Here is a 26,595-nt window from a genome sequence, read left to right on the forward strand (position 1 = left end):
TTGGCACAGAGGCCCCAACTCATCCACTGCGCGTGCGCAGCTCGCTCTCGCAGCGAAGCTCGGCGCTCTCCACCACCTCATCTACGTCGAACCCATGGGCGTCCGCCCAGCACAGCATGTCGGCGATGACATCGATCGCGGTCGCCTTGCCGACGGGAGCTTCAACGCGCGCCACCTCGCCACTGGCGTCCGACCGCGAGAGCACCACCTGCCCGTACAACCCGAGCAGCGCCTCCGCCCGATCAACGCTCGCGTGCACCACATGACCTTCCGGATCTTCGAGCCCAGTGGCCAGTTCGCACCAGACGACCTTTCGGTCAGCCTTGAGGAGCACGCCCCAGCGATCCGTCATGGCGTCGACGAGTCGCATGCCCCGGCCAGTCTCCGAATCAAGCGCCCCGGCCAGTAGCGTCGGAAGCGCCCTCAAATCCGGGTCCAGTACCTCGATACGTAGGAACGTGCCACTCATCGAGAGCGTCAGCTCTGTAGGCGTACCAAGGCCCACGTGCCTGATGACGTTCGCCACCATTTCGGTCACGCATAGCTCGACAGCTTCATCCAGGTGATTCAGGCCCCACAGCCTCAGGTGCATCCGCGCGATGCGCCGCAAGGCCGCCAGCTCCTCAGGCTCGGCCGCGAAGGCCAGGCTCCAGGGCTTGCGGAGCATGCAGTGTTGCTGGATCACGAGCACTCCCTCTCCATTGAGGTTCACGACCGCTGGACCGCCCATGCATCAACTGCGGTCAGTAACACGCGCGTTCATCGATCTCGTCACGCTTCCAACCGCACTACCAGAGTGGCGTCAGAGCATCCCTTCTTGCAATTTGCAGAACGGGATTCCCACCTTCGAGTGATTGGCAAGCACGGGGCTTGGCGCGGAGACTGAGCCTCGCTAGCGAGGAGGGTGTCTAGATGGCTGGATCTCCGACTGCACGACGTCGGCGACTGTCGTTCGAGTTGAAGAGGCTCCGCGAGTCAAGCGGCATGACCTGCGCACAAGTTGGCGCAGCCGTGGACTGGAGCGGCTCCAAGGTGAACCGAATGGAGACCGGCCACGGACGCGTACAGCCGTCCGACGTGGAAGCTCTGTGTCGGCTCTACGAAACCACCGCTGAAATGCGCGAGTTCCTCAAGTCTTTGGCGCGCCAGGCCAAGACGAAGGGCTGGTGGCAGGTTCACGGGTCGGGGGTGCCGGAGTGGTTCAACATCTACATCGGCCTGGAACAAGAGGCGGACTCGTTTCGCCAGTACCAATGCGAGATCGTCCCGGGCTTGATGCAGACACCTGCGTACATCCGAGAGCTGCACTTCGCGGGCTCACACATGAAGCCGGAGGACGCGGAGCGAGCCATCCATGTCCGGCTCGAAAGGCAGGAAATGCTGTCGCGCCAGGATCCGGAGCCACCTGATGCATGGTTCGTCGTCAGCGAAGCCGCACTGCGGAACGTCGTCGGCGACCACGCCGTCATGCGGGATCAGCTGGAGCACCTACTGGAAGCCGCACAAGCGACCGCGATCACCCTGCAAGTGCTGGCCTTTGACTCGGGAACGCGCCCTTTGACTGGCCCGTTCACCATCCTTGGCTTCCCTGATCAGGAAGACCCTGACGTCGTGTACCGGGACGGCATCACCGATGCCGTGTACCTCGAAGGGGAGCATCATGTTCGGGAGTACACGCGAGCCTTCGACGGGCTCAGGGCAGCCGCCCTCAGCCCGCATCGCTCCCTTCGCCTGATCGAGAGCATCATCAAGGAGTACGCGCAGTGATCGTGAACACCGGCCGTGGTGTGGTTAGTTCCGAGTTCCTCGGCCATCTCGACTGGTTCAAGGCGTCGTACAGCAATGGCGCGGGCGGCGAGTGCCTGGAGTGCGCCATAGCGCCTAAGGGATCCGTTCTCATACGGGACTCCAAGTGCGCGAACAGCGACGTCCTCGCCTTCGGCCCGCAGGCTTGGACCAGCTTCCTACGCGAAGCTAACTCAGGCCCACAGGCTGCTGGTTGACCCACACATCAGGTACGGGGCGGTTACGGCACCTGGCCAACGCCGCCCGAATCCCCTCCGCCACCCCCTCCGCCCGCCCCCGCAGATCCTCCGCCGTGACGGACAGAACAGGGAGGCCCGCGCCGGCGAGGCGGTTGCGGTGGGACAAGGTGCGGCGCCAGGAGGCCGGGTCCAGGTGGTACTCACGGGAGTCGACCTCCAGGGCCAGGCCCTCCGCCGGCCAGTACGCGTCCGGGCGGGCCAGGAAGGTGCCGGTCAGCGGGTCGTGGAGGTTCGGGTTCCAGAGGGGCTCCGGGAGAGAGTAGGCGTGGATCAACGCACGGGCGTCCGCCTCCAACGGTGAGTGCACACCCGCCGCCAAGTGAGCCGTCGCCCTCGCGACGTACGGGGCGTAACGGCGATGGGACGCGCCGAGTTCGGCCAGGAGCGCCTCCGGCGTGCAGAAGCCGCGCTGCACCGCCTCCGCCAGGAGCGCCGTCACATCACGTTCGCAGCTGAGGCCCGGAACCGCGTCCGCCACCGCCCGCGCGATCTCCGCGACCCCCAGGCCCGCCACCGGGAAGTTCTCCGGCATACGGCGCGTCCGGTGCACCCTCACGAACGACGTGCCGCGCGCTCCCACACCCTCGTACGGCACCAGTACGTCGATGTGGCGCAGCCGCTCCGGGCGCGGCGCCGCCCGGAAGTTGTGCAGGGACAGTGCCGCGAGCCCGGTGAGCAGGGCGCACTCACCCGCGTACAGGAGTGCCGCGCGCATGCGTTGGCGCGGGGTCGGCGTGCCGGAGTGGAGGACGTGAACCCGCGGCAGCACGCGCTGCCACGGGCCGCCGGGGCGGCAACGGTGACTGGTCGTCGAGTCCGCGCAGCCCAGCGCCACCAGTTGGGCGCGGGTGAGGAGTTGGTCCTGGGTGAGGGCGAGGGGGTGGCGTGCCAGTGCCGCCATGGAGGGGGCGGCGAGCCGGGCAGCGGAGGGGTGCTTCGTAAGGGGCTGGTTCATGGTTCTCCTCTCCCCTTCTCGCCCCCATCCTCACCCTCCGTAGTCGGTCCTTAGCGGGGAGTGTGGTGGACTGTGACGTGTGGCCACGATGCCTTCGTAGTTTCGCGTCACAGACCCATCAGAGTCGGGAGGCCTCCACCACGCCTCCCCACCGTGAGACCGGCGTCACACTCCCCCGTGTCACATCCCCGCGCCCCGCTCCGTCACATCTACGTAGCCGCGCAAACAGCGCCGGAACGATCGACACAGAACACACGGACACACGGACACACCACACAGGAGCCCACCATGGAAGCCCGTATCAACCCCTTCGCCAGCCCCATCGCGGGGAAGGTCATCAAGCACATCAACTCCGCCGGGAAGGCCGTCGCCGACTCCACGCTCCCCGCCGCGACGCAGGAGCTCGTGAAGATCCGGGCCAGCCAGATCAACGGCTGCGGGTTCTGCACCGACATGCACACCAAGGACGCCGCGCACGCCGGCGAGACCGTGCAGCGACTGCACCTCGTCGCGGCCTGGCGCGAGGCCACCGTGTTCACCGACGCCGAGCGCGCCGCGCTCGAGCTGACCGAGCAGGGCACGCGGATCGCCGACGCGGCCGGCGGCGTCCCGGACGAGGTGTGGGCGAACGCCGCGAAGCACTATGACGAGGAGCAGCTCACCGCCCTCGTCTCGCTGATCGCCATCATCAACCTCTACAACCGCATGAACGTCATCGTGCAGATGCCCGCCGGGTCCTACCAGCCCGGCCAGTTCGGCTGACGGACCCAGGGCGTAACCTCGCAAATGGGCGGGTTCCGGCCCGCCCTCCGGAAGCCGCTTCCGGACACCACTACGCAGGAGGTTCACCCCATGGCCCGCGCCCTCCCCACCGCCCCGATAGCCGCCGCCGGACTCGTCGGGGGTTACGCCACCGCCCGGTTCACCAAGAAGCGGCAGCTGGGTGGGGTCGTGCTCGCCGTGGCCGGGGCCGCCGCCGCGACGCAGTGGACGAAGACGCGGGGCGGGAAGGTCGCGGGGGCGCTGACCGGTGCGTACGTGGCCGCGTTCGCCGGGTCGCACCCGCTGGCCAAGAAGGTCGGGGCGTGGCCCGCCGTGTTCGGTGTCGCCGGGGCTGTCGCCGCCGCGTCGTACGTCCTCGTGGACCGCAAGGCCTGAGGTTCTACGGCCGGGCGTGCGTCAGGACGTTCACGACCTTCCCCTGCGGGTCCCGTACGAAGAAGCGGCGCACGCCCCACTCCTCGTCACGCAGGTCGTGGACGATCTCGGCGCCCGCCGCGCGCATCGCCGCATACACCGCGTCGACGTCGTCCACCTCCACGCTGATGTCCGGCACCACCGGGCCCGTCGCCTCGTGCGTGAAGAACTGGATCTGCGCCGTGGGGTCGGAGGGCGAGACCAGGGTCATGATCCAGCCCATGTTCATCGCCTCGCGGAAGCCGAGCACCCCGTAGAAGTCGCGGTTCGTCGCCATCGCCGCCTCGTCGGACACCTCTACGTTCGGGACCGCCCTGCGGATGTGCGGGTGTGCGTGCCCGGGTGCGGATGCGGGTGCGTGTGCTTCGTCGGGTGCCATGCGCTCATCGTCCCCGGAACGTAGCCCTGTACGCCCCCGGCGACACCCCCAGCACCACCTGGAAGTGCTGTCGCAGCGAGGTTCCGGAGCCGAAGCCCGTCTCCGCCGCCACCCGGTCCACCGTGTGGTCCGTCTGTTCCAGCAACTCCCTTGCCCTGTCGACCCGTTGGCGGTTCAACCAGGTCATCGGGGTCAGCCCCGTCTCCTCGCGGAAGCGGCGGTTGTACGTGCGGATCGACATGGCGTCGCGGGCCGCCAACTGGCCCAGCGACAGGGGCTCCGCCAGCCGTCCCAGCGCCCACTCCCGCGAGGCCGACGTCGATGTCGGACCCAACTCCTCCGCCGGAACCGGGCGTTGGATGTACTGCGCCTGGCCGCCCTCCCGGTGCGGGGGCACCACCGTGCGGCGCGCCAACTCCGCCGCCACCGCCGCGCCGTGGTCCTCGCGGATCATGTGCAGGCACAGGTCGATGCCCGCCGCCTCCCCGGCCGAGGTCAACACCCGCCCCTCGTCCACGTAGAGGACGTCCGCGTCGACCGTCACCGACGGGAACGTACGGGCGAAGTGGGCCGAGGACATCCAGTGCGTCGTCGCCCGACGACCGTCCAGGAGCCCCGCCGCCGCCAGGACGAACGAGCCCGTGCAGATCGATGCCACCCGGCCGCGGGAGCCCTCGATGACACCGGCCAGTGAGTCCGTCAACTCCCCACCCAAACCGCCTGGTTGAAGCGTCTCGTCCGTCTCGTGCGACGCCGGGACCAGTACCGTGTCCGCCGCCGCGACCGTCTCCAGGCCGTGCTCCGCGTAGATCGGGAAGTCGGCGTCCGTACGGATACGGCCGGGGCGGGGCGCACACGTCGTCACCTTGTAGAGGCGCTCCCCCGTGGACGGATCGCGGGCCGTGCCGAAGAGCTGGTGGATCAGGCCCAGCTCCATGGGCAGGACACCGTCCCGCACGAGGACCGCCACCGGGGTCGGGCCGCCGCTCTTTCCACGCCGCGTACGCATGGCCAGATTCTTTCACATCGGGGCCGTCTGGCCAGTCGAGCGCGCGTACCGGTCCGGCGCGGCGCGGTGGCGGCATTGGGGGATCCCCCACCCCCATGCGAACCGCCCACCCCCACCAGGCCTACTCTCCCGAACATTGCTGACCGAGCGGGGCGACCCGCACGAGTGATCGGGTGGGACGACATGGCCGACTGGACGCTGCGGGCGGCCACCGCCGCCGACGTGGAGCCGATCGCCGAGCTGCGGGCCGTCGTGATGCGGCCCGACCTCGAACGGCTCGGACGGTACGACGAGCAGCGCGTACGGCAACGGTTCCGCGACGCGTACGAGCCCGCGCACGCCTGGGTGATCGAGGTGGCCGGGGCCTTCGCCGGGTGCGTGGCGCTGCGCCCGGACGGTGCCGCGTACTGGCTGGAGCACTTCTTCCTGGACCCGGAACTGCACGGCCAAGGCGTCGGCGGCGCCGTGCTCCGCGAACTCCTGGAGCGGTGCGACCGGGAGCGCGCCCCGGTCCGCCTGAACGTGCTGCGGGGCAGCCCGGCCCGCCACCTCTACGAACGGCACGGGTTCACCGTCGAGAGCGAGGATCCGGTGGACGTGTTCATGGCACGCCGACCGGCCACCACCGCACCGGAGCACCGGCCCGCCCGACCGGCCACCACCGCACCGGAGCACCGACCCGCCCGACCGGCCACCACCACGACGGAGCGCCACCCCACCCCGTAGACCCGCAAAACGCCCCCCTACGCCCCCAACGCCCGCGACACCGTAAAGATCAGCAGACCCGCCAGCGAACCCACCACCGTGCCGTTGATCCGGATGAACTGCAGGTCACGGCCGATGTGCGCCTCGATCTTGCGGGTCGTGTGCTCGGCGTCCCAGCCCGCCACCGTGTCCGTGATGAGGGACGTGATCTCCGCGCGGTACGTCGTCACGACGTACACCGCCGCGCCCTCCACCCAGCCGTCGACCTTCGAGCTGACATCCGGCTCCGTCGCCATCCGCCGCCCCAGCGAGAGCAGCGAGGCCCGCACCCGAAGACGCAGCTCACTGCGCTCGTCCTCCGCCGCCGCGACGATCATGCCCCGGACCGCGGACCAGGCCGACGCGATGATGTCCTGCACCTCGGAACGGCCGAGGATCTCCGACTTCAGACGCTCCACCCGGTCCCGGGTGTCCGAGTCGCCCTGAAGATCGGCCGCGAAATCGGCCAGGAAACGGTCGAGCGCACCGCGCGCCGGGTGCCCCGGCATGTCCCGCATCTCCGTGACGAAACGCAGCAGCTCCTTGTAGACACGCTCGCCCACCCGCTTGTCGACGAACCGCGGCGTCCAGCCGGGAGCGCCGCCCTCCACCGCATCCATCACCGAATCCGAGTGCAGCACCAGCCAGTCGTGGGCGCGGGCGCACACCAGGTCGACGACCCGCTTGTGACCGCCGTCGGCAACGACCTTCTCCAGCATCTTGCCGAGCCCCGGCGCGATCTCCGCGTTGTCCGCCCGACGCGTGATGGCCTCACCGACGATCGCCTGCACATCCGAATCACGCAGCACCGTCAGGGCACCCCGCAGCGCCGTCGCCAGCTCCGCCGTCACCCGATCGGCGTGATCCGGCTCCGCCAGCCACGAACCGAGCCGACTGCCGATGCCGACGGCACGCAACCGGTCCCGTACAACCTCGCCCGACAGGAAGTTCTCACCCACGAACTCGCCGAGCGAGACACCCAGCTGGTCCTTCTTCGTCGGGATGATCGCCGTATGCGGAATACGCAGGCCCAACGGGTGGCGGAACAGAGCCGTGACCGCGAACCAGTCGGCCAGCGCACCGACCATGCCGGCCTCCGCGGCCGCCGCGACATACCCGGCCCAGGCACCCGCACCCGCGTTCTCCGCCCACGTGGCCAATACATAGACGACCGCGACGAAGACGAGCAGCCCGACCGCCATCAACTTCATCCGGCGCACACCACGCCGCTTCTCCTCGTCGGCCGCGGTGAACTCCGCGACGAAACGACGAGCGGGACGGGAGGGCCGGGATTGACCCGATGTGGCGTGGGAATACTGCCCGTTGTCCGCTTCAGCCGCTTTGGGACCTTCAGTCGTTTCAGACCCTTCGGCCGCTTCAACCGCTTTGCCCGCTGTGTCGTACGCACCCTGGGACCCCTGCGCCCCGCGCTTCACGTCGCCGTCCACTCAGCCCACTCCGCATCGGTCATCGGCCCGACCTGTCGACTTCGACTCGACTGTCATTCGCCTCACACATTGTCCCTTCCTGACCTACTCCCGGAACGAACCAAAGGTTCCCGGCGTCTACCTGTCCGGAGGGGGGCCAGTGTCGGCCTCCGCCCGCCCCATGACGCATCATGGGTTCATCACATCGGAGCCTCGGGCTCCCCCTGCCCGAGGAGACACACACCGCATGACCAAGCGTCACGGTTATGCCTTGTTGACCGCACTCGTCGCGGTCGTCGTGATGATCTCTGCCGCCATCTACGTGGGCTTCTCCGGAGTCTTCGGCGGCGATGACGACATACAGGCCGGCGGCGCGCACCCGCGCAGCTCCGCCGCCCCCGCCTCCACCGGCACCTGGGCCGGCAGCTGGTCCGCCTCCCCCGCAGGCGGGGAACCCGGCACGGAGACCAACGGATTCTTCGGCCACTCCATCCGCAACATCGTGCACACCAGCGTCGGCGGCAACGCCGCGCGCATCACCCTCTCCAACCTGTACGGCCAGTCGCCCCTGCGCATCACGCACGCCTCGATAGCCGTGGCCTCGGCCCCCAACAACCCGACGGCCCTGTCCGACACGATGCGCCGCCTGACGTTCTCCGGAAACTCCTCGGTCGTCATCCAGCCCGGCCAGCAGGCCGTCAGCGACGCACTGCGGATCACCGTCCCGAGCGACTCGGACATGCTGGTCACCACGTACTCGCCGACACCGTCCGGACCTGTCACGTACCACCCGCAGGCCCGCCAGATGTCGTACGTCGCCCGCGGCGACCGCACCGAAGAGCCCAGCGGCACGCTCTACAACCAGCAGAGCCCGTACTGGCGCTACCTCAGCGCCCTCGACGTGCTCAGCAACGAGGCACAGGGCACCGTCGTCGTCATCGGCGACTCCCTCACCGACGGCATCACCTCCACGATGGGCGCCAACCGCCGGTGGACGGACATACTCGCCGAGCGGCTGCGCACGGAGTCGGGTGCCCCGCGCTACGGCGTCGTGAACCAGGGCATAAGCGGAAACCGGATACTGGCCGACGGCTTCGGCCGCCCCGCCAACAACCCGAGCGGCCTGTCCCGCTTCGAGCGCGACGCGCTCAGCCGCTCCGGCGTCCGCGCGGTCATCATCGACCTCGGCATCAACGACATCCTGCGCACGCCGCAGCAGACCGACCCCACGAAGATCGTCGACGGTCTGCGCGAGCTGACCCGGCAGGCGCACGCGCGCGGCCTGCGGGCCGTCGGCGCGACGCTCATGCCGTTCCAGGGCCACCCCGGCTACCGCCCGGACCTCGAGGCGGTCCGCCAGACCGTGAACGAGCAGATCCGCGCCGGCAAGGTCTTCGACAGCTACGTCGACTTCGACCGCGCCCTGCGCGACCCGTACAACCCGCGCCGCCTCCTCGACCAGTACGACTCCGGCGACCACCTCCACCCCAGCGACTCGGGCTACCGCAAGATGGCCGAATCCCTGGACCTGTCGTCCCTGCGGGGGTCGACGGGGGCGGAGCTCTAGCACCTCTCCGGAGCGGGATGCCCGACGTGGCGCCTGTACGGGCGCCGCCTGTACCGGCCCCGCCCCTCTCCCACCCCCCGCCCCCTCCGGGGGCTCCCGCTCAGAAGCGGCGCGGGCGTTGGCGCCGGCGGTGCGGGAGGTGCTGGGCTGGGCTGGGCTGAGCCCGGAATACAGCGAAGGGCGCCCCTGTGGGGGGCGCCCTTCACATGTGGGCCCGGCGGGACTTGAACCCGCGACGCACCGCTTCTAAGGCGGCGTCCTCTAGCCAACTGGGATACGGGCCCGCAGCGGTGCCTACTCTAATGCGTCCTTGCGATGACGGTTCGAGAAGGTGCGGGTCTGGCTGTGGCACGAGGGACAGAGGTACCGGAGGTTCTCCCGGCGATTGTCCAGTCTGTCCCCGTCGATGTGGTCGATCTCCAGCACCAGCCGTTTCCCCTGCCACAGCTCGCCCTGGCCGCACTCGGCGCAGGCATGTGGAACGCCGACTTCGTCGAGGGCCCTGCGTAACAGGGTTCCCCGTGTTCGTTGCGAGCCTGCCGGGCGGCGCACGAGAATTTCAGGTGCGGACATACGCATTGGCGAGACAGTCCCCGCCAGGTGCCCCTGCCCGACGAAGTGCTCCGTCGACAGCCCGTATTCGTCGATGCTGCGCTTTGCCCTGGCGCGGTCAGTTCCGTTCGCAGGTGACAGGCCGAGACGGCGCAGCACGTCGGCCAGCCCCCTCGACTCGGCGACGGCTCGCGTGAATTCCTCTTCCGGGAAGAGGTTTTGGCCCGCTGTCCCCCGCCAGGTGAAGTGACTGATGTCGATGCCGTAGTGGGCGAGTTGCAACTGCAGATCCCGGCGAGGCTCGCTGGCCATGGGAGCGTCGACGCGGCGCATGAGGTCGACCAGGCTGGAGGAGGCCGCCGCGGCCTCCTCCAAGAGCTCTCGTGAATATTTGCTCATGCTGACGTCCGCTTCCGGCCGCGGTAAGTGTCCGTCACCGAATGGCAGTTGGGGCACAGCAGGCGCAGGTTCTCGCGGCGGTTGTCCCACCACTGCCCGTTGATGTGGTCGACCTCCAGTCGCAGGGGCCGCTTGTTCCACTCCGTGCCCGTCCCGCACATCGAGCACTGCTCGGCGACGCCGAGTCGCAGCAACTCACGCCGGAGACGTCGACCTGGCACCCGCCCGTCCTCCGGGGAACGCAAGGTCAGGGGATTGCCGAGCGCTCCCTTTGGCCTCTGCTCCGCACGCACGAAGTGTGATGTGTCGATCCCGAGCGCCGCGATCCGTCGACTGATGTGAGCCTGGTTGCCGCCCACGGCACTGATACCAAGGCGGCGCACGACGTCCTTGAAACTGCTGGCCCCCGCGACCACCGTGCGCAGCGTCTCCTCCGTATGCCGTGACCAGTACCGAGGAAAGTGCGACGTATCGATCCCTTCCTCGGCCATCCGCTTGTGGAGGTAGGCCCGACGGCCCGCCGTCGGCTCACCCCCGCAATACCGAACCGCCTCGTCCCACGACCCCGCGTTCCGCGCCGCCGCCTCCAGCCGCTCCCGCGTGTACCGCTGCCCCGCCATGTGGCCCCCCCCCTTTCGGCCACGCGTTCGTGGCCTCGTACAGGGCAACGAAACGAAAATCGGACCGTCACGCACGGAATGCGGAACGGTCCGAACTGTGTGGGCGGGCCACATATGGGGGGTGTGGCCCGCCCACACAAGGAGCAAGGGAGGGGTGTCAGAACTTCGGCGTAGGCGCCTGGGACTCGACCATTTCCGCTGCCTCTTCGTCCGTCTCCACGGAGGGCGGGGAGCCGGCCAGGGGCTTCTGGGCCGTTTCCTTCATGCAGGCCACCGCGATGATGCCGACGAGCGCCGCGGCCATCGAGTAGTACGCGGGCATCATGTCGGAGCCGGTCAGTCCGATCAGGGCGGTGATGACCAGGGGGGTCGTGCCGCCGAAGATCGAGGCCGAGAGGTTGTAGCCGACCGAGAGGGAGCCGTAGCGGACCTGTGTCGGGAAGAGCGCCGGGAGGGCCGCCGACATGGTGCCGAGGAGGCAGACCAGGGAGAGGCCGAGCAGCAGCATGCCGAGCGAGACGGCCCACAGGGCGCCGTTCTTCACCAGGAGGAAGGAGGGGATCGAGAGGACGAAGAAGCCGATCATGCCGGCCATCAGGAGCGGCTTGCGGCCGAAGCGGTCGGAGAGCTTGCCGATCTGGCTGATGATGCACATGAGGACGATCATCGTGATGATCAGGATCAGCAGGCCGTGCGTCTCCGAGTAGCCCATCTCGTCCGACAGGTACGTCGGCATGTACGAGAGGAGCATGTAGTCGGTGATGTTGTAGGCGCCGACGAGGCAGATGCAGAGGATCAGGCTCGGCCAGTAGTCGCGGAAGATCCTGGCCAGGTCGCCCTTGGCGGTGGTCTCCACGGAGGAGGCGGCGTCGGTCGCGCGGTGCGAGGACTCGTCCTCCAGCTTCTGGAAGGCGGGGGTCTCGTCGAGGCGCAGTCGCAGGTAGAGGCCGACGAGGCCGATGGGGCCCGCCACCAGGAACGGGATGCGCCAGCCCCAGGACTCCATGCCGTCGCTGCCGAGCACGGCCGTCAGGATCGTGACGAGGCCGGCTGCTCCGACGTAGCCGGCGAGCGTGCCGAATTCGAGGAAGCTGCCGAAGAAGCCGCGCTTCTTGTCGGGGGCGTACTCGGCGATGAAGGTGGAGGCGCCGCCGTACTCGCCGCCGGTGGAGAAGCCCTGGACGAGGCGGAAGAGGATCAGCAGGACCGGTGCCCAGAATCCGATCGTCGCGTAGGACGGGATGAGGCCGATCGCGAAGGTGCCGATGGCCATGAGGATCATGGTCAGTGCGAGGACCTTCTTGCGGCCGACCTTGTCGCCCATGGGGCCGAAGACCATGCCGCCGATCGGGCGGACGAGGAACGAGACCGCGAAGGTCGCGAACGACGAGATCAGCTGGACCGTGTCGTTCCCCGAGGGGAAGAAGACGTGGCCGATGGTGACGGCCAGGTACGAGTAGATCCCGAAGTCGAACCATTCCATGGCGTTACCGAGCGACGCCGCCTTGACCGCGCGCTTCACCGCGCTGTCGTCGGTGACGGTGATGTCGGTGCGGCGCAGCGGCGGGTTCTTGCGCCGCTTGACGGCGCGGAACAAGGCGCGGTGACGCTTGACCGCCTCCGGGTCGGGCACCAGCCCTTCCTCGGTGTCGGTGGTCATGGGGTGGATCCCTTCTCTGACTGCAAAGCGCTTCCAGGCTCCACCTGCTCACGGACGTTCATTGCAAACGAAAGTCCCCAGCGTTCGGGACTTTCGTCACAACCTTTCGTCCCTAACTTCCGCCAATGCCCGAACTTTCGCACGTGGAGTTGGTCCAGGAAGTGCGGGGATTCTCAGATGCCGAGATCCTTGATGATCTTCGCTACGTGGCCGGTTGCCTTCACGTTGTAGAAGGCGCGCTCGACCTTTCCTTCCTCGTCGACGACCACCGTGGAGCGGATGACTCCGGTGACGACCTTTCCGTACAGCTTCTTCTCGCCGAAGGCGCCGTAGGCCTCAAGAACCTTCTTCTCGGGGTCGCCCACCAGGGTGACCTTGAGGTTCTCCTTCTCCCGGAACTTGGCGAGCTTCTCCGGCTTGTCCGGGGAGACGCCGATGACGTCGTAGCCGGCCTCGGCGAGCACGTCGAGGTTGTCGGTGAAGTCGCAGGCCTGCTTGGTGCAGCCGGGGGTGAGGGCGGCGGGGTAGAAGTAGACGATCGTCTTGCGGCCCTTGTGGTCGGCGAGGGAGACCTCGTTGCCGTCGGCGTCGGGCAGGGTGAAGGCGGGCGCGGTGTCGCCGGGCTGCAGTCGCTCGCTCATGGGTGGCCTCCTGGGCGTCGTGGCGTGTGGACTTCGTTGAGCGTAATGGGGGTGCCGGGGGGTGGTGGAGGCGGCGAGCTGACAGACTGTCCATTACTCATACGCAGTGAGAGCAGCGACCTTGGAGGCAGCGCGGTGTCGCACACGTCCAGTACGCCGGATAGCCCGGACACGCGGACCCCGGCCCAGATCGAGGCGGACATCAAGCGCCGTCGCGAGACCTTGGCCGAGACGCTCGACGAGATCGGTGTCCGGGTCCACCCGAAGACGATCGTCGGGGACGCGAAGGCCAAGGTCGCCTCGCAGGTCGACCACACGCTCGGTCGGGCCTATGTCGGGGCGAACCGGCTGGTCTCCGAGGTGAGGGGGCAGTTCGTCTCGGAGGAGGGCGCGCCGCGCCTGGAGCGGATCGTGCCGGTCGCGATCGTCGTGGTGGGTGTCGTGGGGCTCTTCGCGGTGGGGTCGCGGCGTCGCAAGCGCTGACCCGGGGAGCGTTGTCGGAGCTGCCGCGCCGCGTACCAAGGGGCGACCCGGCGGCGTACAAGTGCGCGTGGGGCGGGTAGGTTCGTCGGCGTGAGCGCCAATCCCGATAAGCACAGCACCCGCCATGACGACAAGCTGCCCATCCGGATGTTGCACGACCGCGTGCTCGTGCGGCAGGACTCCTCCGAGGGTGAGCGGCGCAGTGGTGGCGGCATTCTGATTCCCGCGACGGCGGCCGTCGGCAAGCGTCTTGCCTGGGCCGAGGTTGTCGCGGTCGGGCAGAACGTGCGGGCCGTGGAGCCGGGTGACCGGGTGCTGTTCGATCCGGAGGACCGGGCGGAGGTCGAGGTGCGGGGTGTCGCGTACGTGCTGATGCGCGAGCGGGATCTGCACGCGGTGGCGGCCGACCGGTTCGAGGGCTCCGAGGATTCGACGGGCCTGTACCTGTAGCCGTCCGCCTCCCCGCCTGGGGCCGATGAGGGCTGGTGACCATCGTCACCAGCCCTTTTTATCTGTCCTTTGCTACCTTTGAGGGACCCCGACGAGACGCGCCGTACCGGGCTGAGCAGCACTTCGCAAAGACGACGCACCCCTGTTGAGAACCACTGACGGAGGTGCCAGTCATGGCCTGGATCCTGATCGCTGTTGCCGGACTTCTCGAAGTCGCCTGGTCGATCGGCATGAAGTACACCGAGGGCTTCACCCGCCTTTGGCCGAGCGTGTTCACGGGCGCGGGAATCGTCGCGAGCATGGTGCTCCTGTCCTACGCCGCCAAGTCCCTGCCCATCGGTACCGCGTACGGCGTGTGGGTGGGGATCGGGGCCGCGGGAGCCGCGATCGTGGGGATGGTCGCCCTGGGCGAACCCGTGTCCGCGGCCCGAATCGGCTTCATTGCGCTGCTGCTTGTGGCGATCGTGGGGCTCAAGGTGACTTCTGGGCACTGAGTGGGTTCAGGTCCGTGTCGTCGGGGCTGGGGGAATCGGTGGGTTCTTCCTCGCCGCCCGTCGGGTCCTCGGACGGGGGTGTCTCGCTCGACGGTTCGTCGGACGGGGTGTCCTCGTCCGAGGGGGTCGCTGAGGCGGTGTCCGAGGGGGATTCGGTCGTCGATTCCGATGAGGATTCCGGGGTCGAGGGCAGCGGTTCCTGTTCGGCGCCGCTCTGGAGGTCCAGGTCGAAGTCGTTGGCCGGGGTGCCGGACAGGGCGGCCTGCGTGAACTGGGCCCAGATCTGCGCCGGGTACCCGCCGCCGTTGATCCGGTCGAGGCCCGTCGCCCCGTACAGCGGGGTCTGCGTGCCGGAGGTCGGGTCCTGGCCCATCACGGAGACGACGGTCGCGAGGTCCGGGGTGTAGCCCGCGAACCAGGCCGCCTTGTCCTCCTCCGCGGTGCCGGTCTTGCCGGCGGCGGGGCGGCCCGCGGCCTTGGCGGCGGTGCCGGTGCCGCCGTCGACGACCGATTTGAGGATCGACGTCGTGGTGTCGGCGGCCGCGCGCGGGACGGCCTGCCGGGTCTCCTTCTCGGGGAGCGTGATGTCCTCGCCGTTCTTGGTGATCGAGTCGACCAGCGTGTACGTGCCGTGCTCGCCGTGGTTGGCGAGCGTCGCGTACGCCTCGGTCATGTCGAGGACGGACGCGGTGGACGGGCCGAGCGCGATCGAGGGTGAAGCCGTGAGGTCCGGGGTGTCCGAGGGGATGCCGAGGTCGAGGGCGGTCTGCTTGACCTTGTCGGAGCCGACGTCGACGGCCATCTGCGCGTACACCGCGTTGACGGACTTGTCGGTGGCGGTGGAGACGGTGATGTTGCCGTAGGAGCGGTCGTCCTCGTTGGCGGGGGCGTAGTGGCCGCCGTCCCAGCCTTGTACGGGGCGCTTGTTGGTGCCGTCGTAGATGGTGCTGGGGGTGATCCTGCGGCCGTCCTGCGTGGTCGAGGCGTTCTCGACGGCGGACGTGAACACGAACGGCTTGAACGTGGAGCCGACCTGGTAGTCGCGGCGCGTGGCGTTGTTGACGTACTGCTTCGTGTAGTCGACGCCGCCGTACATGGCGCGCACCTTGCCGTTCGACGGGTCGATGGCGGCGCCGCCCGCGCGGACGTTCTTGTCGATGTCCCTGGCGTCCTTGTCGAGCTTCGACATCAGCTGGTCGTCGACCGCCTTTTCGAAGGCGGTCTGCTTCTTCTTCTGCAGGGTGGTGGTGATGCGGTAGCCGCCGCCCGCGAGGGTGTCCTCGTCGAGGATCTTGTTGTCGGTGATGTAGTCCTTCACGGCCTGCACGAGGTAGCCGCGCTGCCCGGAGAGGCCCGATGGCGCCTTCGCCTGGTCGGGCACGGGGAACGTCATGTTCTTGCGGTCGGAGGCTTCGAGCCAGCCCTCCTTGACCATGCCGTCGAGCACGTAGTTCCAGCGGGCGGTGGCCGCTTCCTTGTTCTCGGGGTGGGCGGCCACGTCGTACGCGCTCGGGGCGTTCACCAGGGCCGCGAGGTAGGCGCCCTGGGCGGCCGACAGGTCCTGGACGTCCTCGCCGTAGTACGCCTGGGCGGCGGCCTGGATGCCGTACGCGTTGCGCCCGAAGTAGCTGGTGTTGAGGTAGCCCTCGAGGATGTCGTCCTTGGACTTCTCGCGGTCCAGCTTGATGGAGATGAAGAACTCCTTCGCCTTCCGGGAGACGGTCTGCTCCTGGCCCAGGTAGTAGTTCTTCACGTACTGCTGGGTGATCGTGGAGCCACCCTGTTTGCCCTTGCCGGTGAGCGTGGACCAGGCGGCGCGCAGCATGGCCTGGGGGTCGACGGCGGATTCGGAGTAGAAGTCGCGGTCCTCGGCGGCGAGTACCGCGTGCTGCACCGATTTGGGGATCTGGGTGAGGCTCACGTTCTCGCGGTTGACCTCGCCGTCGCGGGCGATCTGGCTGCCGTCCGCGTACAGGTACACGTTGCTCTGGGCGGTCGCCGCGGAGTTGGCGGGCGGGATGTCCACGAGGAAGTAGCCGAGGGCGAACAGGCCGACGCACAGCAGGATGAAGCCGACGAGGCCGCCGAGCACCATTCGCCAGGTGGGGATCAGGCGCCGCCAGCCGGTGCGCCTGGGCCGCTTGCCCTTGCCTGCGGCGGCGGGCGTGGCGCCCGTGCCGGGCCCGCCCGGTTCCTGGGGCTCCGTCGGCTGCTCGGGCTGCTCCGGCTCGTCGCTGCTCATGTCCTGTGGAACTCCTGATCCGCGTCGTACGTCACGTACGCCTCGTATGGCACATAAGACCTCTAAGACTGCTACATCCCGTGGAAAATCCGTGGCAGGCGACGCGCCCTGTGACTAGGCTCCTGCGCTTCGGCCTATTTCGCGAGGGGGACAGGTGGGAGCAGTGCGGCTGTACGCGACCGTCGCCGCAGGAGGTTTCCGCAGATACGCCACCTACCGCGGGGCGACCCTCGCCGGGGTCTTCACGAACACCGTGTTCGGCCTGATCATCGCCTGCACCTATATCGCGCTGTGGGACGAGCGGCCGCAGCTCGGCGGGTACGACCAGGCGCAGGCGCTGACGTTCGTGTGGGTCGGGCAGGCGATGTTCGCAGTGATGGTGCTGCAGATCGGTGGCGGTTTCGAGACCGATCTGATGGAGCGGATCCGCAGCGGGGACATCGCGGTCGATCTGTACCGGCCGGTGGATCTGCAGTGCTGGTGGCTGGCGCAGGATCTCGGCCGGGCGGCCTTTCAGTTCCTGGGGCGCGGGGTCGTGCCGATGGCGGTGGGGTCGCTGATCTTCGAACTCGCGCTGCCCGCCGACCCGTTGAGGTGGGTGGCGTTTCTGCTGACGCTGCTCGGCGGGGCGTCGGTGAGTTTCGCGATCCGCTATCTGGTGGCGCTGTCGGCGTTCTGGCTGATGGACGGCAGCGGGATCGTGCAGATGTCGGGGCTCGTGTCGACGTTCCTTTCGGGGATGCTGCTGCCGCTGAACGTGTTCCCGGGCGCCTTCGGCGAGTTCGCCCGCGCGCTGCCGTGGTCGGCGCTGCTCCAGGTGCCGGCGGATGTGCTGCTCGGTGAGCGGGGCGTGGGTGGCGCGCTGCTGTTCCAGGTGGTGTGGGCGGTGGTGCTGCTCGGTGCCGGGCGGCTGCTGCAGTCCGCCGCGACGCGGAGGGTGGTGGTGCAGGGTGGCTGAGCGGGGCACGGTCCTTGCCGAGTCGGCGCGGACGTACCGGCTGGTGGGCGGGATGTGGATCCGGTCCACGATGACGTACCGGGCATCGTTCCTGATGACGGTCTTCGGGAACTTCGCGGTGACAGGACTGGAGTTCGTCGGGATCCTGCTGATGTTCTCGCAGGTGGACAAGCTCGGCGGGTACGGGCTGTCCGAGATCGCCTTTCTGTACGGGGCGGCGGGCACGTCCTTCGGCCTGGCGGATCTGGCGTTCGGGTCGGTGGGGCGGCTCGGGCAGCGGGTGCGGGACGGCACGCTCGATACGTTCCTGGTGCGGCCCGCGCCGGTGCTCGCGCAGGTGGCGGCGGACCGGTTCGCGCTGCGCAGGCTGGGGCGGGTCACGCAGGGCGCGGTGGTCCTCGCCTACGGCCTGACCGTGATCGACGTGGCGTGGACGCCGCTGAAGGTGCTGCTCGTCCCGGTCCTGGTGGTCAGCGGCGGCGCCATCTTCACGGCCGTGTTCATCGCGGGCGCGGCCTTCCAGATCGTCGCGCAGGACGCCTCCGAGGTGCAGAACGCGGCGACGTTCGGCGGCAACGCCATGCTCAGCTATCCGCCGACCGTGTTCGGCGACACGCTGTTGCGCGGCGTCACGTTCGTGCTGCCGCTCGCCTTCGTGAACTGGCTGCCCGGCCTCTACATCCTGGGCCGCCCCTATCCGCTCGACCTGCCGCGGTGGGTGGCGTTCGCGCCGCCGCTGGTGGCGGCCGTCTGTCTGGCCCTCGCGCTGTCCGCCTGGCGGGCGGCGCTTCGTACGTATCGCAGCACGGGGAGTTGATGGTGGAAATGGGCCCCATGGGTGACGAGACGGGTGACGAGTTCATTCGCCTCGACGAGGTCGAGAAGGTCTTCGACGTACGCCGCAAGACGGGCTTCATGCGGCGGGAGCGGCGCGAGGTGCGGGCCGTGGACTCGCTGAGCTTCACGGTGCGCCGCGGCGAGATGGTCGGCTACATCGGGCCGAACGGCGCGGGCAAGTCGACGACGATCAAGATGCTGACGGGGATCCTCACGCCGAGCGGGGGCCGGCTCCGGGTCGCCGGCATCGACCCCTCACGCGAACGGTCCCGCCTCGCGCACCGCATGGGCGTGGTCTTCGGCCAGCGGACGACGCTGTGGTGGGATCTGCCGCTGATCGACTCGTACCGCCTGATGCGGCGCATGTACCGGATCGAGGACGGCCGCTACGAGGAGAACCTGGCGCGCCTCGTCGAACTCCTGGAACTGGACGACCTGTTGGACGCGCCCGTGCGCCAGCTCTCGCTCGGCCAGCGGATGCGCGGCGACATCGCGGCGGCGCTGCTGCACGACCCCGAGGTGCTGTACCTGGACGAGCCGACGATCGGCCTCGACGTCGTGTCGAAGGTCAAAGTACGCGGATTCCTCCGGGACTTGAATGCCGACCGCGGCACGACGGTACTGCTCACGACACACGACCTCACCGACATCGAGCAGCTGTGCCGCCGCGTGATGGTCATCGACCACGGGAAGCTCATGTACGACGGTGAGCTGGAGGGCCTGCACGCGACGGGCGGCGCGGCGGCGGAGCGGACGCTCGTGGTCGATCTGGAGCGTGAACTGCCGCCTCTGGACGTCGAGTTCGCGCGGGTGGTGAAGGTGGAGGGGGCGCGGCAGTGGCTGGCGTTCCCGGCCGGGCAGTCGGCGGCGCCGCTCGTGGCGCGGATCGCCGAGCGGTATCCGATGGTCGACCTGTCGGTGCGCGAGCCGGACATCGAGGCGGTCATCGCGCGAATGTACGCGAGGGGCACGTCCGTCACGCCCTGACATACGTACGCTGACCCCTATGACGGACGAATCCGGCCGACCGAGGCCCTCCGCTGACACCCCCGAACTACGCGCGTCCGACGCCGACCGCGAGCTCGTCGCCGAGCGGTTGCGGGACGCGCTCGCGGAGGGGCGGCTCGACATGGAGGAGTTCGGCGAGCGGCTCGACGCGGCGTATCAGGCGCGTACGTACGGGGAGTTGGCGCCGCTGACGAAGGACCTGCCGGTCGGGGCGGGCGCTTCGGGGGCCGTGAGTTTCGTGAAGGAGCCGCTGCCGGAGGGGGCCGTCGACTGGGCTTCGCGGATCCGGGGCGAGGCGAGTTCCACGTGGGGCGTCGGGGTCATGTCCGGGTTCCAGCGCAAGGGGCGGTGGACGGCGCCGCGGCGGTTCAACTGTTTCGCGTTCTGGGGCGGCGGCGAGATCGATCTGCGCGAGGCGGACTTCGAGGCGCGCGAGGTCGTGATCAACTGCGTGGCGGTCATGGGCGGGATGAACGTGGTCGTGCCGCCGGGCGTCGAGGTCGTGGTGCGTGGCATCGGCATCATGGGCGGCTTCGACCACAGCGAGGAGGGCGTGCCGGGGGACGCGGGCGCGCCGCGCGTGGTGGTCACCGGGTTCGCTTTCTGGGGCGGCGTCGGCGTGGAACGCAAGGTCACCCGCGCGGAACGCCAACGCCTCAAGGCGGCGCGGCGGCAGGAGAGGTTGGACCAGCGGTCGGAGCGGCGGCGGCTCGACCGGGGGCCGGACGAGTCCCGCTGACGGCCCGGCGCCGGTCTGCGCCCTGGGGCTCTGCCCCAGACCCCGCTCCTCAATCGCCGGAGGGGCTCTATTTGGCCCCGCCGGCGCTTGAGGCGCCGGGGCGGAGCCCCTAGGGGTGGCTCAGACCAGCAGGTCCCGGACCACCGGGACCAGTGCCCGGAACGCCTTTCCTCGGTGGGAGATCGCGTTCTTCTCGTCGGCCGTCAGTTCGGCGCACGTGCGGGTGTCACCCTCGACCTGGAGGATCGGGTCGTAGCCGAAACCACCCGACCCCGCAGGGGCGTGCCGCAGCACCCCACGCAACTGCCCCTCGACCACCCGCTCCGTACCGTCCGGCAACGCAAGCGCCGCCGCACACGCGAAGTGGGCCGTACGGTGACGGTCCTCGTCGATGTCGCCGAGCTGCGCCAGCAACAGATCCAGGTTCGCCTGGTCATCACCGTGCTTGCCGGCCCAACGCGCCGAGAAGATCCCGGGAGCACCGCCCAGGACATCGACGCAGAGGCCGGAGTCGTCGGCGACGGCGGGCAGCCCGGTGGCCTGGGCAAGGGCATGGGCCTTGAGAAGGGCGTTCTCGGCGAACGTCACGCCGGTCTCACGGACGTCCGGGACCTCGGGATACGCGTCGGCGCCGACCAGCTCGTGGGGCAGTCCGGCGTCGGCGAGGATGGAGCGGAGCTCGACGATCTTGCCGTTGTTACGGGTGGCGAGGATGAGGCGGGTCATGCCTCCAGTATCCAGCCCCTGGCCGGCCACCCGCACGCCCCGTGACCTACGACGAGGTGCAGACCTTGGTCAGCTCGCCCGCGGAGTCGGTCACCGGGGTGACGTCCGGCGCCTCGTCGCCGTTCTTGATCGACGTACGGACGTTGCCCACCGCCTTGTTGAGGTCGTCGACGGCCTTCGAGACATCCGCGTTGTCGGTCTTGTCGCCGATGTCGTCGAGGTTCTTGTCGATCTTGTCGAGGGACTCGCCGGCCTGCGTCGGGTCGTTGGACGCGTTCTCCACGGCCTGCTGCAGGTCGGTCACGCTGTCGGCGATGGAGTCGGCGGTGCGGGCACAGTCGAGTGCCTTGTCGACGGCCGAGCAGCCGACGGTGGCCGGAATCGCGACGAGTGCCGCGGTGGCGGCCAGTATGGCGAGACGTCGGTGGCGCGCGGGCATGGAAGGGTCCTCCCCCTGAAGTACGGACGGCTGGACGGCAGTTGGCGTCGTACGCCGTCCACCCACCCGTAGTGACGCAGTCGATGGCTGTGCGGTTGCTGTGCCCGGCCACCCTACTTGGGGAGTTCTTTACCTGGTCGAGGAGCCAGGCGGCGACCCGACCGCCCTAGGAGAGGGTCTCCTCCAGGGCCTTGCGCTGGATCGCCGCGAGCTCGTCGCAGCCCCCGACGGCCAGGTCCAGAAGCGCGTTGAGCTCGTCGCGCGCGAAGGGCTCGGCCTCGGCGGTGCCCTGGATCTCGACGAAGCGGCCGTCGCCGGTGCAGACGACGTTCATGTCGGTGTCGGCGCGCACATCCTCCTCGTACGGGAGGTCGAGCATGGGGACACCGTCGATGATGCCGACGGAGACGGCGCTCACCGTGCCGGTCAGCGGCTTGCGGCCGGCCTTGATGAGCTTCTTGCCCTGGGCCCAGGAGATGGCGTCGGCGAGCGCCACATACGCGCCGGTGATGGCGGCCGTGCGGGTGCCGCCGTCGGCCTGGAGGACGTCGCAGTCGAGGACGATCGTGTTCTCGCCGAGGGCCTTGTAGTCGATGACGGCGCGCAGCGAGCGGCCGATCAGGCGGCTGATCTCGTGCGTACGCCCGCCGATCTTGCCGCGGACGGCCTCGCGGTCGCCGCGGGTGTTCGTGGAGCGCGGGAGCATCGAGTACTCGGCGGTGACCCAGCCCTCTCCGCTGCCCTTGCGCCAGCGCGGGACGCCCTCGGTGAAGGAGGCGGTGCAGAAGACCTTGGTGTCTCCGAAGGAGACGAGGACGGAGCCTTCGGCGTGCTTGCTCCAGCCGCGTTCGATGGTGATCGGGCGGAGCTGTTCGGGGGTGCGGCCGTCGATGCGAGACATAGGGAGGAGCGTATCGGGTGCACCGAAGGCCCCACCCCTTGCGTGGGGGTGGGGCCTTCGCGCGTGTGACCTCAGTGGGTCGGGGTCACATCATGTCTTCGATGTCGGCGGCGATGGGGTCCGCGTCGGTGCCGATGACGACCTGGATCGCGGTGCCCATCTTGACGACGCCGTGGGCGCCGGCGGCCTTGAGCGCGGCCTCGTCGACCAGCTCCGGGTTGACGACCTCGGTACGCAGGCGGGTGATGCAGCCCTCGACCTCTTCGATGTTGTCGAGTCCGCCGAGGCCGGCGACGATCTTCTCAGCCTTCGTGGCCATTTCGTTCTCCCTGTGTTCTCCGGGCCCGCCTATGGGCCGCTTTGTCACGGTAACCCACGGTTGGCCCATCTTCGCGGGCGGTAACCCCACCCGTGACGAAAGATGACGATCACGGACCGACCCGTGTCCCCACAACTGGTCTACACCAGTAGCCAGAGTATCCGACGCCCGCCAAACGTGGCCTGTTCCGGGAGGACGCCCATGAGCGCCAACGCGGCCGCCGCACCACGACCGAGCCCCTGGAGCAACTTCTTCCAGGGGCTCCAGAAGATGGGGCGCAGCCTTCAACTGCCCATCGCCGTGCTGCCGGCGGCGGGCATCGTCAACCGGCTCGGCCAGCCCGATGTCTTCGGCGACGACGGTCTCGGCTGGACCAATGTCGCCAAGGTCTTCTCGGGCGCGGGCGGCGCGCTGCTCGACGCCGACCTCGGTCTGCCGCTGCTCTTCTGCATCGGCGTCGCGATCGGCATGGCCAAGAAGGCGGACGGTTCGACGGCTCTCGCGGCGGTGGCCGGGTTCCTCGTCTACCGGGGTGTGCTGCACCAGTTCCCGATCGACTGCCCGTCCGGGTCGAAGGCGGTGGCGACGGGCTGTCTGGCGGACGGGGCGGTGACCGCCGCGACGTTCCAGAACCCCGGGGTGTTCGGCGGCATCATCATGGGCTTCCTGGCCTCGTTCTTCTGGGTCCGCTACCACCGCACGAAGCTGGTCTCCTGGCTCGGCTTCTTCAACGGCCGCCGGCTCGTCCCGATCATCATGGCCTTCGTCGGCATCGTCTTCGCGGCGCTGTGCCTGTGGATCTGGCCGGCGATCGGTGACGCCCTGGAGAGCTTCTCGAACTGGCTGGAGAGCCTGGGCGCCGTCGGATCCGGCATCTTCGGTGTCGCCAACCGCGCGCTGCTCGTGATCGGCCTGCACCAGTTCCTCAACGTTCCGCTGTGGTTCCAGTTCGGCTCGTACACGAAGCCCGACGGCACCACCGTGCACGGCGACATCAACATGTTCCTGAGCGGCGACCCGACCGCGGGCATCTACCAGTCGGGCTTCTTCCCGATCATGATGTTCGCCCTCCCGGCGGCCTGTCTCGCGATCGTCCACTGCGCACGGCCCGAGCGGCGCAAGGTGGTCGGCGGCATGATGCTGTCGCTCGCGCTGACCTCGTTCGTCACGGGTATCACCGAGCCGATCGAGTACTCCTTCGTCTTCATCGCGCCGGCGCTGTACGCGGTGCACGCGGTGCTGACCGGCGTCTCGATGGCGGTGACCTGGGCGCTCGGCGTCAAGGACGGCTTCAGTTTCTCCGCGGGTCTGATCGACTACCTGATCAACTGGAACCTGGCCACCAAGCCATGGATGATCATTCCGATCGGCCTCGCCTTCGCCGTCCTCTATTACGTGATCTTCCGTTTCGCGATCACGAAGTGGGACATCAAGACACCGGGCCGCGAGCCCGAGGAAGAAGTCGAGGACATCACCAAGGCATAACGCTTTTCGGCTCCTTCGCGATGGGCCCCCGGACCACTCGGTCCGGGGGCCCATTGCCGTGGGAATCAAGGGTTCCTTATCCCACCTTCACCGTGCTACAACAGGTCTACACCACTGAGTGGTGTAGACCATCTGCTTTTCATGGAGGAAGTTGATGAGCACCGCCAGCGCTACGGCGGCCCCCGCAAAGAAGCGGGGTTCCGGCCTTTTCCAGGGCCTCCAAAAGGTGGGCCGCAGCCTGCAGTTGCCGATCGCGGTGCTTCCTGCCGCCGGCATCATGGTGCGGCTCGGCGCCGATGACGTCTTCGGCAAGGACGGTCTGGACTGGGGCACTGTCGCCACGGTCTTCGCCAACGCGGGTTCGGCGATCACCGACAACCTGCCCATCCTGTTCTGCATAGGCGTGGCCATCGGCTTCGCCAAGAAGTCCGATGGCTCGACGGCGCTCGCCGCCCTCGTCGGCTTCCTCGTCTACAGCAAGGTCCTCGAGGCCTTCCCGGTCAGCGAGGCCGTCGTCAAGAAGGGCGAGGACGTCGCCGCCGTCTACAACAACCCCGGTGTCCTCGGCGGCATCATCATGGGTCTGCTGGCGGCCATGTTCTGGCAGAAGTACCACCGCACCAAGCTGGTCGACTGGCTCGGCTTCTTCAACGGCCGCCGGCTCGTCCCGATCATCATGGCCTTCGTCGGCATCATCGTCGGTGTCTTCTTCGGCCTGATCTGGGAGCCCATCGGCGACGGCATCACCAGCTTCGCCGAGTGGATGACCGGCCTCGGCGCCGGTGGTGCGGGCCTGTTCGGCCTGATCAACCGTGGTCTGATCCCGATCGGCATGCACCAGTTCGTCAACACGGTGGCCTGGTTCCAGCTCGGTGACTTCACGAAGCCCGACGGCTCCGTCGTGCACGGTGACATCACGCGCTTCCTCGCGGGCGACCCGTCGGCCGGCATGTACCAGGCCGGCTTCTTCCCGATCATGATGTTCGGTCTGCCGGCCGCCGCCATCGCCATCGCCCACTGCGCGCGGCCCGAGCGCCGCAAGGCCGTGATGGGCATGATGGTCTCGCTCGCGCTGACCTCGTTCGTCACCGGTGTGACCGAGCCGATCGAGTTCACGTTCATGTTCATCGCGCCGCTGCTGTACGTGCTGCACGCGGTCCTGACCGCCGTCTCCATGGCGATCACCTGGGGCCTCGGCGTCCACGCGGGCTTCAACTTCTCGGCGGGCTTCATCGACTACGCCCTGAACTGGAACCTCGCGACCAAGCCATGGCTGATCATCCCGATCGGCCTGGTCATGGCGGCCCTCTATTACGTGGTGTTCCGCTTCGCGATCATGAAGTTCAACCTCACCACTCCGGGCCGCGAGCCCGAGGAGGAGGTCGAGGACCTCACGAAGGCGTGAGCTCCTCCCCCGTGTGACCGTACGACGAGGAAGGCCCCGGAACCGTGTGGTTCCGGGGCCTTCCTCGTACGGCTCTCAGACCGTGTACGTCACTCCGGGCGCGGCCAGCTCGACCGGGCCGTCGTACACCGCGCGCGCGTCCGCGAGGTTCACCTGCGGGTCGGTCCACGGCGGGATGTGCGTCAGGACGAGCTTGCGGGTGCGGGAGCGCTGCGCCGCCTCCCCCGCCTCCCGGCCGTTGAGGTGCAGCGCCGGGATGTTCTCCTTGCCGTGCGTGAACGCGGCCTCGCACAGGAACAGGTCGCTGTCCTCCGCCAGTTCGTCCAGCGCGGCGCACGGCCCGGTGTCCCCGGAGTACGTCAGGGAGCGCCCGCCGTGCTCGACCCGGATCGCGTACGACTCCACGGGATGGCACACCTTCTCCATGCGGACGGAGAACGGCCCGATCTCGTACGAACCCGGCTTCACGGTGTGGAAGTCGAAGACCTCGCTGAACGCGGAGGCCGAGGGCGTGTCGGCGTGCGCGGTGGTCAGGCGCTGCTCGGTGCCCTCGGGTCCGTAGACGGGCATGGGAGCGCAACGGCCGCCGTCGTGACGGTAGTAGCGCACGACGAAGTACGCGCACATGTCGATGCAGTGGTCCGCGTGCAGATGCGAAAGGAAGATCGCGTCGAGGTCGTAGAGACCGACGTGGCGCTGCAGCTCGCCCAGGGCGCCATTGCCCATGTCGAGGAGCAGCCGGTAGCCGTCGGCCTCGACGAGGTAGCTCGAGCAGGCCGAATCCGCGGACGGGAACGACCCCGAGCAGCCGACGACGGTGAGCTTCATAGGAGCTTTCAACCTCCGCGCTGGCGGTCGGAAATGCGGGGTGGAGCCACGGGCCGTGGGCCGGGGCCTGTGCCGGGTCCTGTGCC

At 68.6% G+C, this 26,595-nt stretch carries 30 protein-coding genes, 1 tRNA gene and 1 riboswitch; of the genes, 15 read left to right on the top strand and 16 right to left on the bottom strand.

Annotated elements, in window-relative coordinates; genetic code table 11:
- Window positions 1-19 precede the first annotated feature (19 nt).
- Entirely contained in the window at window positions 20-685 is a 666-nt protein-coding gene (locus tag OHA73_RS17655) for an ATP-binding protein (RefSeq protein ID WP_327655508.1), read from the bottom strand.
- A 227-nt stretch (window positions 686-912) separates the two neighbouring features.
- On the opposite strand from OHA73_RS17655, the gene OHA73_RS17660 reads away from it, so the two are divergent.
- Together OHA73_RS17660 and OHA73_RS17665 are read left to right on the top strand one after the other, a co-directional pair.
- Complete coding sequence (locus OHA73_RS17660; protein ID WP_327655509.1) at window positions 913-1,767, top strand: helix-turn-helix domain-containing protein; 855 nt, start codon at window positions 913-915, stop codon at window positions 1,765-1,767.
- 20 nt (window positions 1,768-1,787) lie between these two features.
- Complete coding sequence (locus tag OHA73_RS17665) at window positions 1,788-2,003, top strand: DUF397 domain-containing protein (protein WP_327658479.1); 216 nt, start codon at window positions 1,788-1,790, stop codon at window positions 2,001-2,003.
- On the opposite strand, the gene OHA73_RS17670 is transcribed toward OHA73_RS17665, so the two are convergent.
- Window positions 1,975-3,000 carry a hypothetical protein gene (locus OHA73_RS17670; protein ID WP_327655510.1) on the bottom strand — a complete coding sequence of 342 codons (1,026 nt, stop codon included), beginning with the start codon at window positions 2,998-3,000 and terminating at the stop codon, window positions 1,975-1,977. The genes OHA73_RS17665 and OHA73_RS17670 overlap by 29 nt on opposite strands.
- A gap of 288 nt (window positions 3,001-3,288) precedes the next feature.
- Between OHA73_RS17670 and OHA73_RS17675 the strand changes: the two genes are divergently transcribed.
- Together OHA73_RS17675 and OHA73_RS17680 are read left to right on the top strand one after the other, a co-directional pair.
- Window positions 3,289-3,762 (top strand): carboxymuconolactone decarboxylase family protein, encoded by a 474-nt coding sequence (locus OHA73_RS17675; RefSeq protein ID WP_327655511.1) that lies wholly within the window; start codon window positions 3,289-3,291, stop codon window positions 3,760-3,762.
- A gap of 90 nt (window positions 3,763-3,852) precedes the next feature.
- A complete protein-coding gene (locus OHA73_RS17680) occupies window positions 3,853-4,158 on the top strand; it encodes a hypothetical protein (protein ID WP_266710747.1) in 306 nt (101 codons plus the stop codon).
- Between the two features lie 4 nt (window positions 4,159-4,162).
- Here OHA73_RS17680 and OHA73_RS17685 read toward each other — a convergent pair whose 3' ends face one another.
- Window positions 4,163-4,576: a VOC family protein gene (locus tag OHA73_RS17685; RefSeq protein ID WP_327655512.1), complete on the bottom strand. Its 414-nt coding sequence runs from the start codon at window positions 4,574-4,576 to the stop codon at window positions 4,163-4,165.
- Window positions 4,577-4,580: 4 nt separating this feature from the next.
- Window positions 4,581-5,585 (bottom strand): GlxA family transcriptional regulator, encoded by a 1,005-nt coding sequence (locus OHA73_RS17690; RefSeq protein ID WP_327655513.1) that lies wholly within the window; start codon window positions 5,583-5,585, stop codon window positions 4,581-4,583.
- Window positions 5,586-5,768: 183 nt separating this feature from the next.
- On the opposite strand from OHA73_RS17690, the gene OHA73_RS17695 reads away from it, so the two are divergent.
- On the top strand, window positions 5,769-6,311 hold the full coding sequence (locus OHA73_RS17695) for a GNAT family N-acetyltransferase (RefSeq protein ID WP_327655514.1): 543 nt from the start codon (window positions 5,769-5,771) through the stop codon (window positions 6,309-6,311).
- 17 nt (window positions 6,312-6,328) lie between these two features.
- Here the strand turns inward: OHA73_RS17695 and OHA73_RS17700 are convergent, their stop codons facing one another.
- A complete protein-coding gene (locus OHA73_RS17700; RefSeq protein ID WP_443063090.1) occupies window positions 6,329-7,540 on the bottom strand; it encodes a DUF445 domain-containing protein in 1,212 nt (403 codons plus the stop codon).
- 463 nt (window positions 7,541-8,003) lie between these two features.
- On the opposite strand from OHA73_RS17700, the gene OHA73_RS17705 reads away from it, so the two are divergent.
- A complete protein-coding gene (locus OHA73_RS17705; RefSeq protein WP_327655515.1) occupies window positions 8,004-9,323 on the top strand; it encodes an SGNH/GDSL hydrolase family protein in 1,320 nt (439 codons plus the stop codon).
- 209 nt (window positions 9,324-9,532) lie between these two features.
- On the opposite strand, the gene OHA73_RS17710 is transcribed toward OHA73_RS17705, so the two are convergent.
- The 5 genes from OHA73_RS17710 to bcp form a co-directional block, all read right to left on the bottom strand.
- Window positions 9,533-9,607, bottom strand: a tRNA-Leu gene (locus OHA73_RS17710).
- 10 nt (window positions 9,608-9,617) lie between these two features.
- Complete coding sequence (locus tag OHA73_RS17715) at window positions 9,618-10,274, bottom strand: HNH endonuclease (RefSeq protein WP_327655516.1); 657 nt, start codon at window positions 10,272-10,274, stop codon at window positions 9,618-9,620.
- Window positions 10,271-10,894, bottom strand: a complete 624-nt coding sequence (locus tag OHA73_RS17720; RefSeq protein ID WP_327655517.1) for an HNH endonuclease signature motif containing protein — start codon at window positions 10,892-10,894, stop codon at window positions 10,271-10,273. The genes OHA73_RS17715 and OHA73_RS17720 overlap by 4 nt, the downstream gene beginning before the upstream one ends.
- 157 nt (window positions 10,895-11,051) lie before the next feature.
- A complete protein-coding gene (gene proP / locus OHA73_RS17725) occupies window positions 11,052-12,554 on the bottom strand; it encodes a glycine betaine/L-proline transporter ProP (protein ID WP_327655518.1) in 1,503 nt (500 codons plus the stop codon).
- Between the two features lie 173 nt (window positions 12,555-12,727).
- The gene (gene bcp / locus OHA73_RS17730; protein ID WP_327655519.1) at window positions 12,728-13,195 is read right to left on the bottom strand and encodes a thioredoxin-dependent thiol peroxidase; all 468 of its coding nucleotides are present in this window, start codon (window positions 13,193-13,195) and stop codon (window positions 12,728-12,730) included.
- 135 nt (window positions 13,196-13,330) lie between these two features.
- Between bcp and OHA73_RS17735 the strand changes: the two genes are divergently transcribed.
- The 3 genes from OHA73_RS17735 to OHA73_RS17745 all read left to right on the top strand — a co-directional run bounded on the left by OHA73_RS17735 (window position 13,331) and on the right by OHA73_RS17745 (window position 14,622).
- Window positions 13,331-13,678 (top strand): DUF3618 domain-containing protein, encoded by a 348-nt coding sequence (locus tag OHA73_RS17735; protein ID WP_327655520.1) that lies wholly within the window; start codon window positions 13,331-13,333, stop codon window positions 13,676-13,678.
- Between the two features lie 147 nt (window positions 13,679-13,825).
- The gene (locus OHA73_RS17740; RefSeq protein ID WP_266718636.1) at window positions 13,826-14,128 is read left to right on the top strand and encodes a GroES family chaperonin; all 303 of its coding nucleotides are present in this window, start codon (window positions 13,826-13,828) and stop codon (window positions 14,126-14,128) included.
- A gap of 61 nt (window positions 14,129-14,189) precedes the next feature.
- Window positions 14,190-14,269: riboswitch (guanidine-III (ykkC-III) riboswitch) on the top strand.
- 32 nt (window positions 14,270-14,301) lie between these two features.
- Window positions 14,302-14,622, top strand: a complete 321-nt coding sequence (locus tag OHA73_RS17745) for a DMT family transporter (protein ID WP_266710764.1) — start codon at window positions 14,302-14,304, stop codon at window positions 14,620-14,622.
- Here OHA73_RS17745 and OHA73_RS17750 read toward each other — a convergent pair.
- A complete protein-coding gene (locus OHA73_RS17750) occupies window positions 14,600-16,864 on the bottom strand; it encodes a transglycosylase domain-containing protein (protein WP_327655521.1) in 2,265 nt (754 codons plus the stop codon). The two genes, OHA73_RS17745 and OHA73_RS17750, sit on opposite strands and share 23 nt — an antisense overlap.
- A gap of 154 nt (window positions 16,865-17,018) precedes the next feature.
- Here OHA73_RS17750 and OHA73_RS17755 point away from each other — a divergent pair, with 154 nt between their 5' ends.
- From OHA73_RS17755 to OHA73_RS17770, 4 genes are read left to right on the top strand one after another with little or no spacing between them, the layout of a single operon-like run.
- Entirely contained in the window at window positions 17,019-17,822 is an 804-nt protein-coding gene (locus tag OHA73_RS17755) for an ABC transporter permease (protein WP_327655522.1), read from the top strand.
- 52 nt (window positions 17,823-17,874) lie between these two features.
- Window positions 17,875-18,639 carry an ABC transporter permease gene (locus OHA73_RS17760; RefSeq protein WP_327658481.1) on the top strand — a complete coding sequence of 255 codons (765 nt, stop codon included), beginning with the start codon at window positions 17,875-17,877 and terminating at the stop codon, window positions 18,637-18,639.
- A gap of 17 nt (window positions 18,640-18,656) precedes the next feature.
- Window positions 18,657-19,646 carry an ABC transporter ATP-binding protein gene (locus OHA73_RS17765; protein ID WP_327655523.1) on the top strand — a complete coding sequence of 330 codons (990 nt, stop codon included), beginning with the start codon at window positions 18,657-18,659 and terminating at the stop codon, window positions 19,644-19,646.
- A gap of 19 nt (window positions 19,647-19,665) precedes the next feature.
- Window positions 19,666-20,406, top strand: a complete 741-nt coding sequence (locus OHA73_RS17770; protein WP_327655524.1) for a DUF1707 SHOCT-like domain-containing protein — start codon at window positions 19,666-19,668, stop codon at window positions 20,404-20,406.
- Between the two features lie 120 nt (window positions 20,407-20,526).
- On the opposite strand, the gene rdgB is transcribed toward OHA73_RS17770, so the two are convergent.
- The 4 genes from rdgB to OHA73_RS17790 all read right to left on the bottom strand — a co-directional run bounded on the left by rdgB (window position 20,527) and on the right by OHA73_RS17790 (window position 22,791).
- On the bottom strand, window positions 20,527-21,132 hold the full coding sequence (gene rdgB, locus OHA73_RS17775; protein WP_327655525.1) for an RdgB/HAM1 family non-canonical purine NTP pyrophosphatase: 606 nt from the start codon (window positions 21,130-21,132) through the stop codon (window positions 20,527-20,529).
- 46 nt (window positions 21,133-21,178) lie between these two features.
- Window positions 21,179-21,571, bottom strand: a complete 393-nt coding sequence (locus OHA73_RS17780; protein WP_266710775.1) for a hypothetical protein — start codon at window positions 21,569-21,571, stop codon at window positions 21,179-21,181.
- Between the two features lie 166 nt (window positions 21,572-21,737).
- Window positions 21,738-22,472: a ribonuclease PH gene (rph, locus tag OHA73_RS17785; protein ID WP_327655526.1), complete on the bottom strand. Its 735-nt coding sequence runs from the start codon at window positions 22,470-22,472 to the stop codon at window positions 21,738-21,740.
- 85 nt (window positions 22,473-22,557) lie between these two features.
- Complete coding sequence (locus OHA73_RS17790) at window positions 22,558-22,791, bottom strand: PTS glucose/sucrose transporter subunit IIB (RefSeq protein ID WP_266710779.1); 234 nt, start codon at window positions 22,789-22,791, stop codon at window positions 22,558-22,560.
- A 201-nt stretch (window positions 22,792-22,992) separates the two neighbouring features.
- Between OHA73_RS17790 and OHA73_RS17795 the strand changes: the two genes are divergently transcribed.
- Window positions 22,993-24,276 carry a PTS transporter subunit EIIC gene (locus OHA73_RS17795; protein WP_327655527.1) on the top strand — a complete coding sequence of 428 codons (1,284 nt, stop codon included), beginning with the start codon at window positions 22,993-22,995 and terminating at the stop codon, window positions 24,274-24,276.
- Between the two features lie 154 nt (window positions 24,277-24,430).
- Window positions 24,431-25,681, top strand: coding sequence for a PTS transporter subunit EIIC (locus OHA73_RS17800; RefSeq protein ID WP_266710783.1), 1,251 nt, complete (start codon window positions 24,431-24,433; stop codon window positions 25,679-25,681).
- A gap of 75 nt (window positions 25,682-25,756) precedes the next feature.
- On the opposite strand, the gene OHA73_RS17805 is transcribed toward OHA73_RS17800, so the two are convergent.
- On the bottom strand, window positions 25,757-26,509 hold the full coding sequence (locus OHA73_RS17805; protein WP_266710785.1) for an MBL fold metallo-hydrolase: 753 nt from the start codon (window positions 26,507-26,509) through the stop codon (window positions 25,757-25,759).
- Window positions 26,510-26,595 lie beyond the last annotated feature (86 nt).

This window comes from Streptomyces sp. NBC_00483 (assembly GCF_036013745.1).
Lineage (GTDB): Bacteria > Actinomycetota > Actinomycetes > Streptomycetales > Streptomycetaceae > Streptomyces.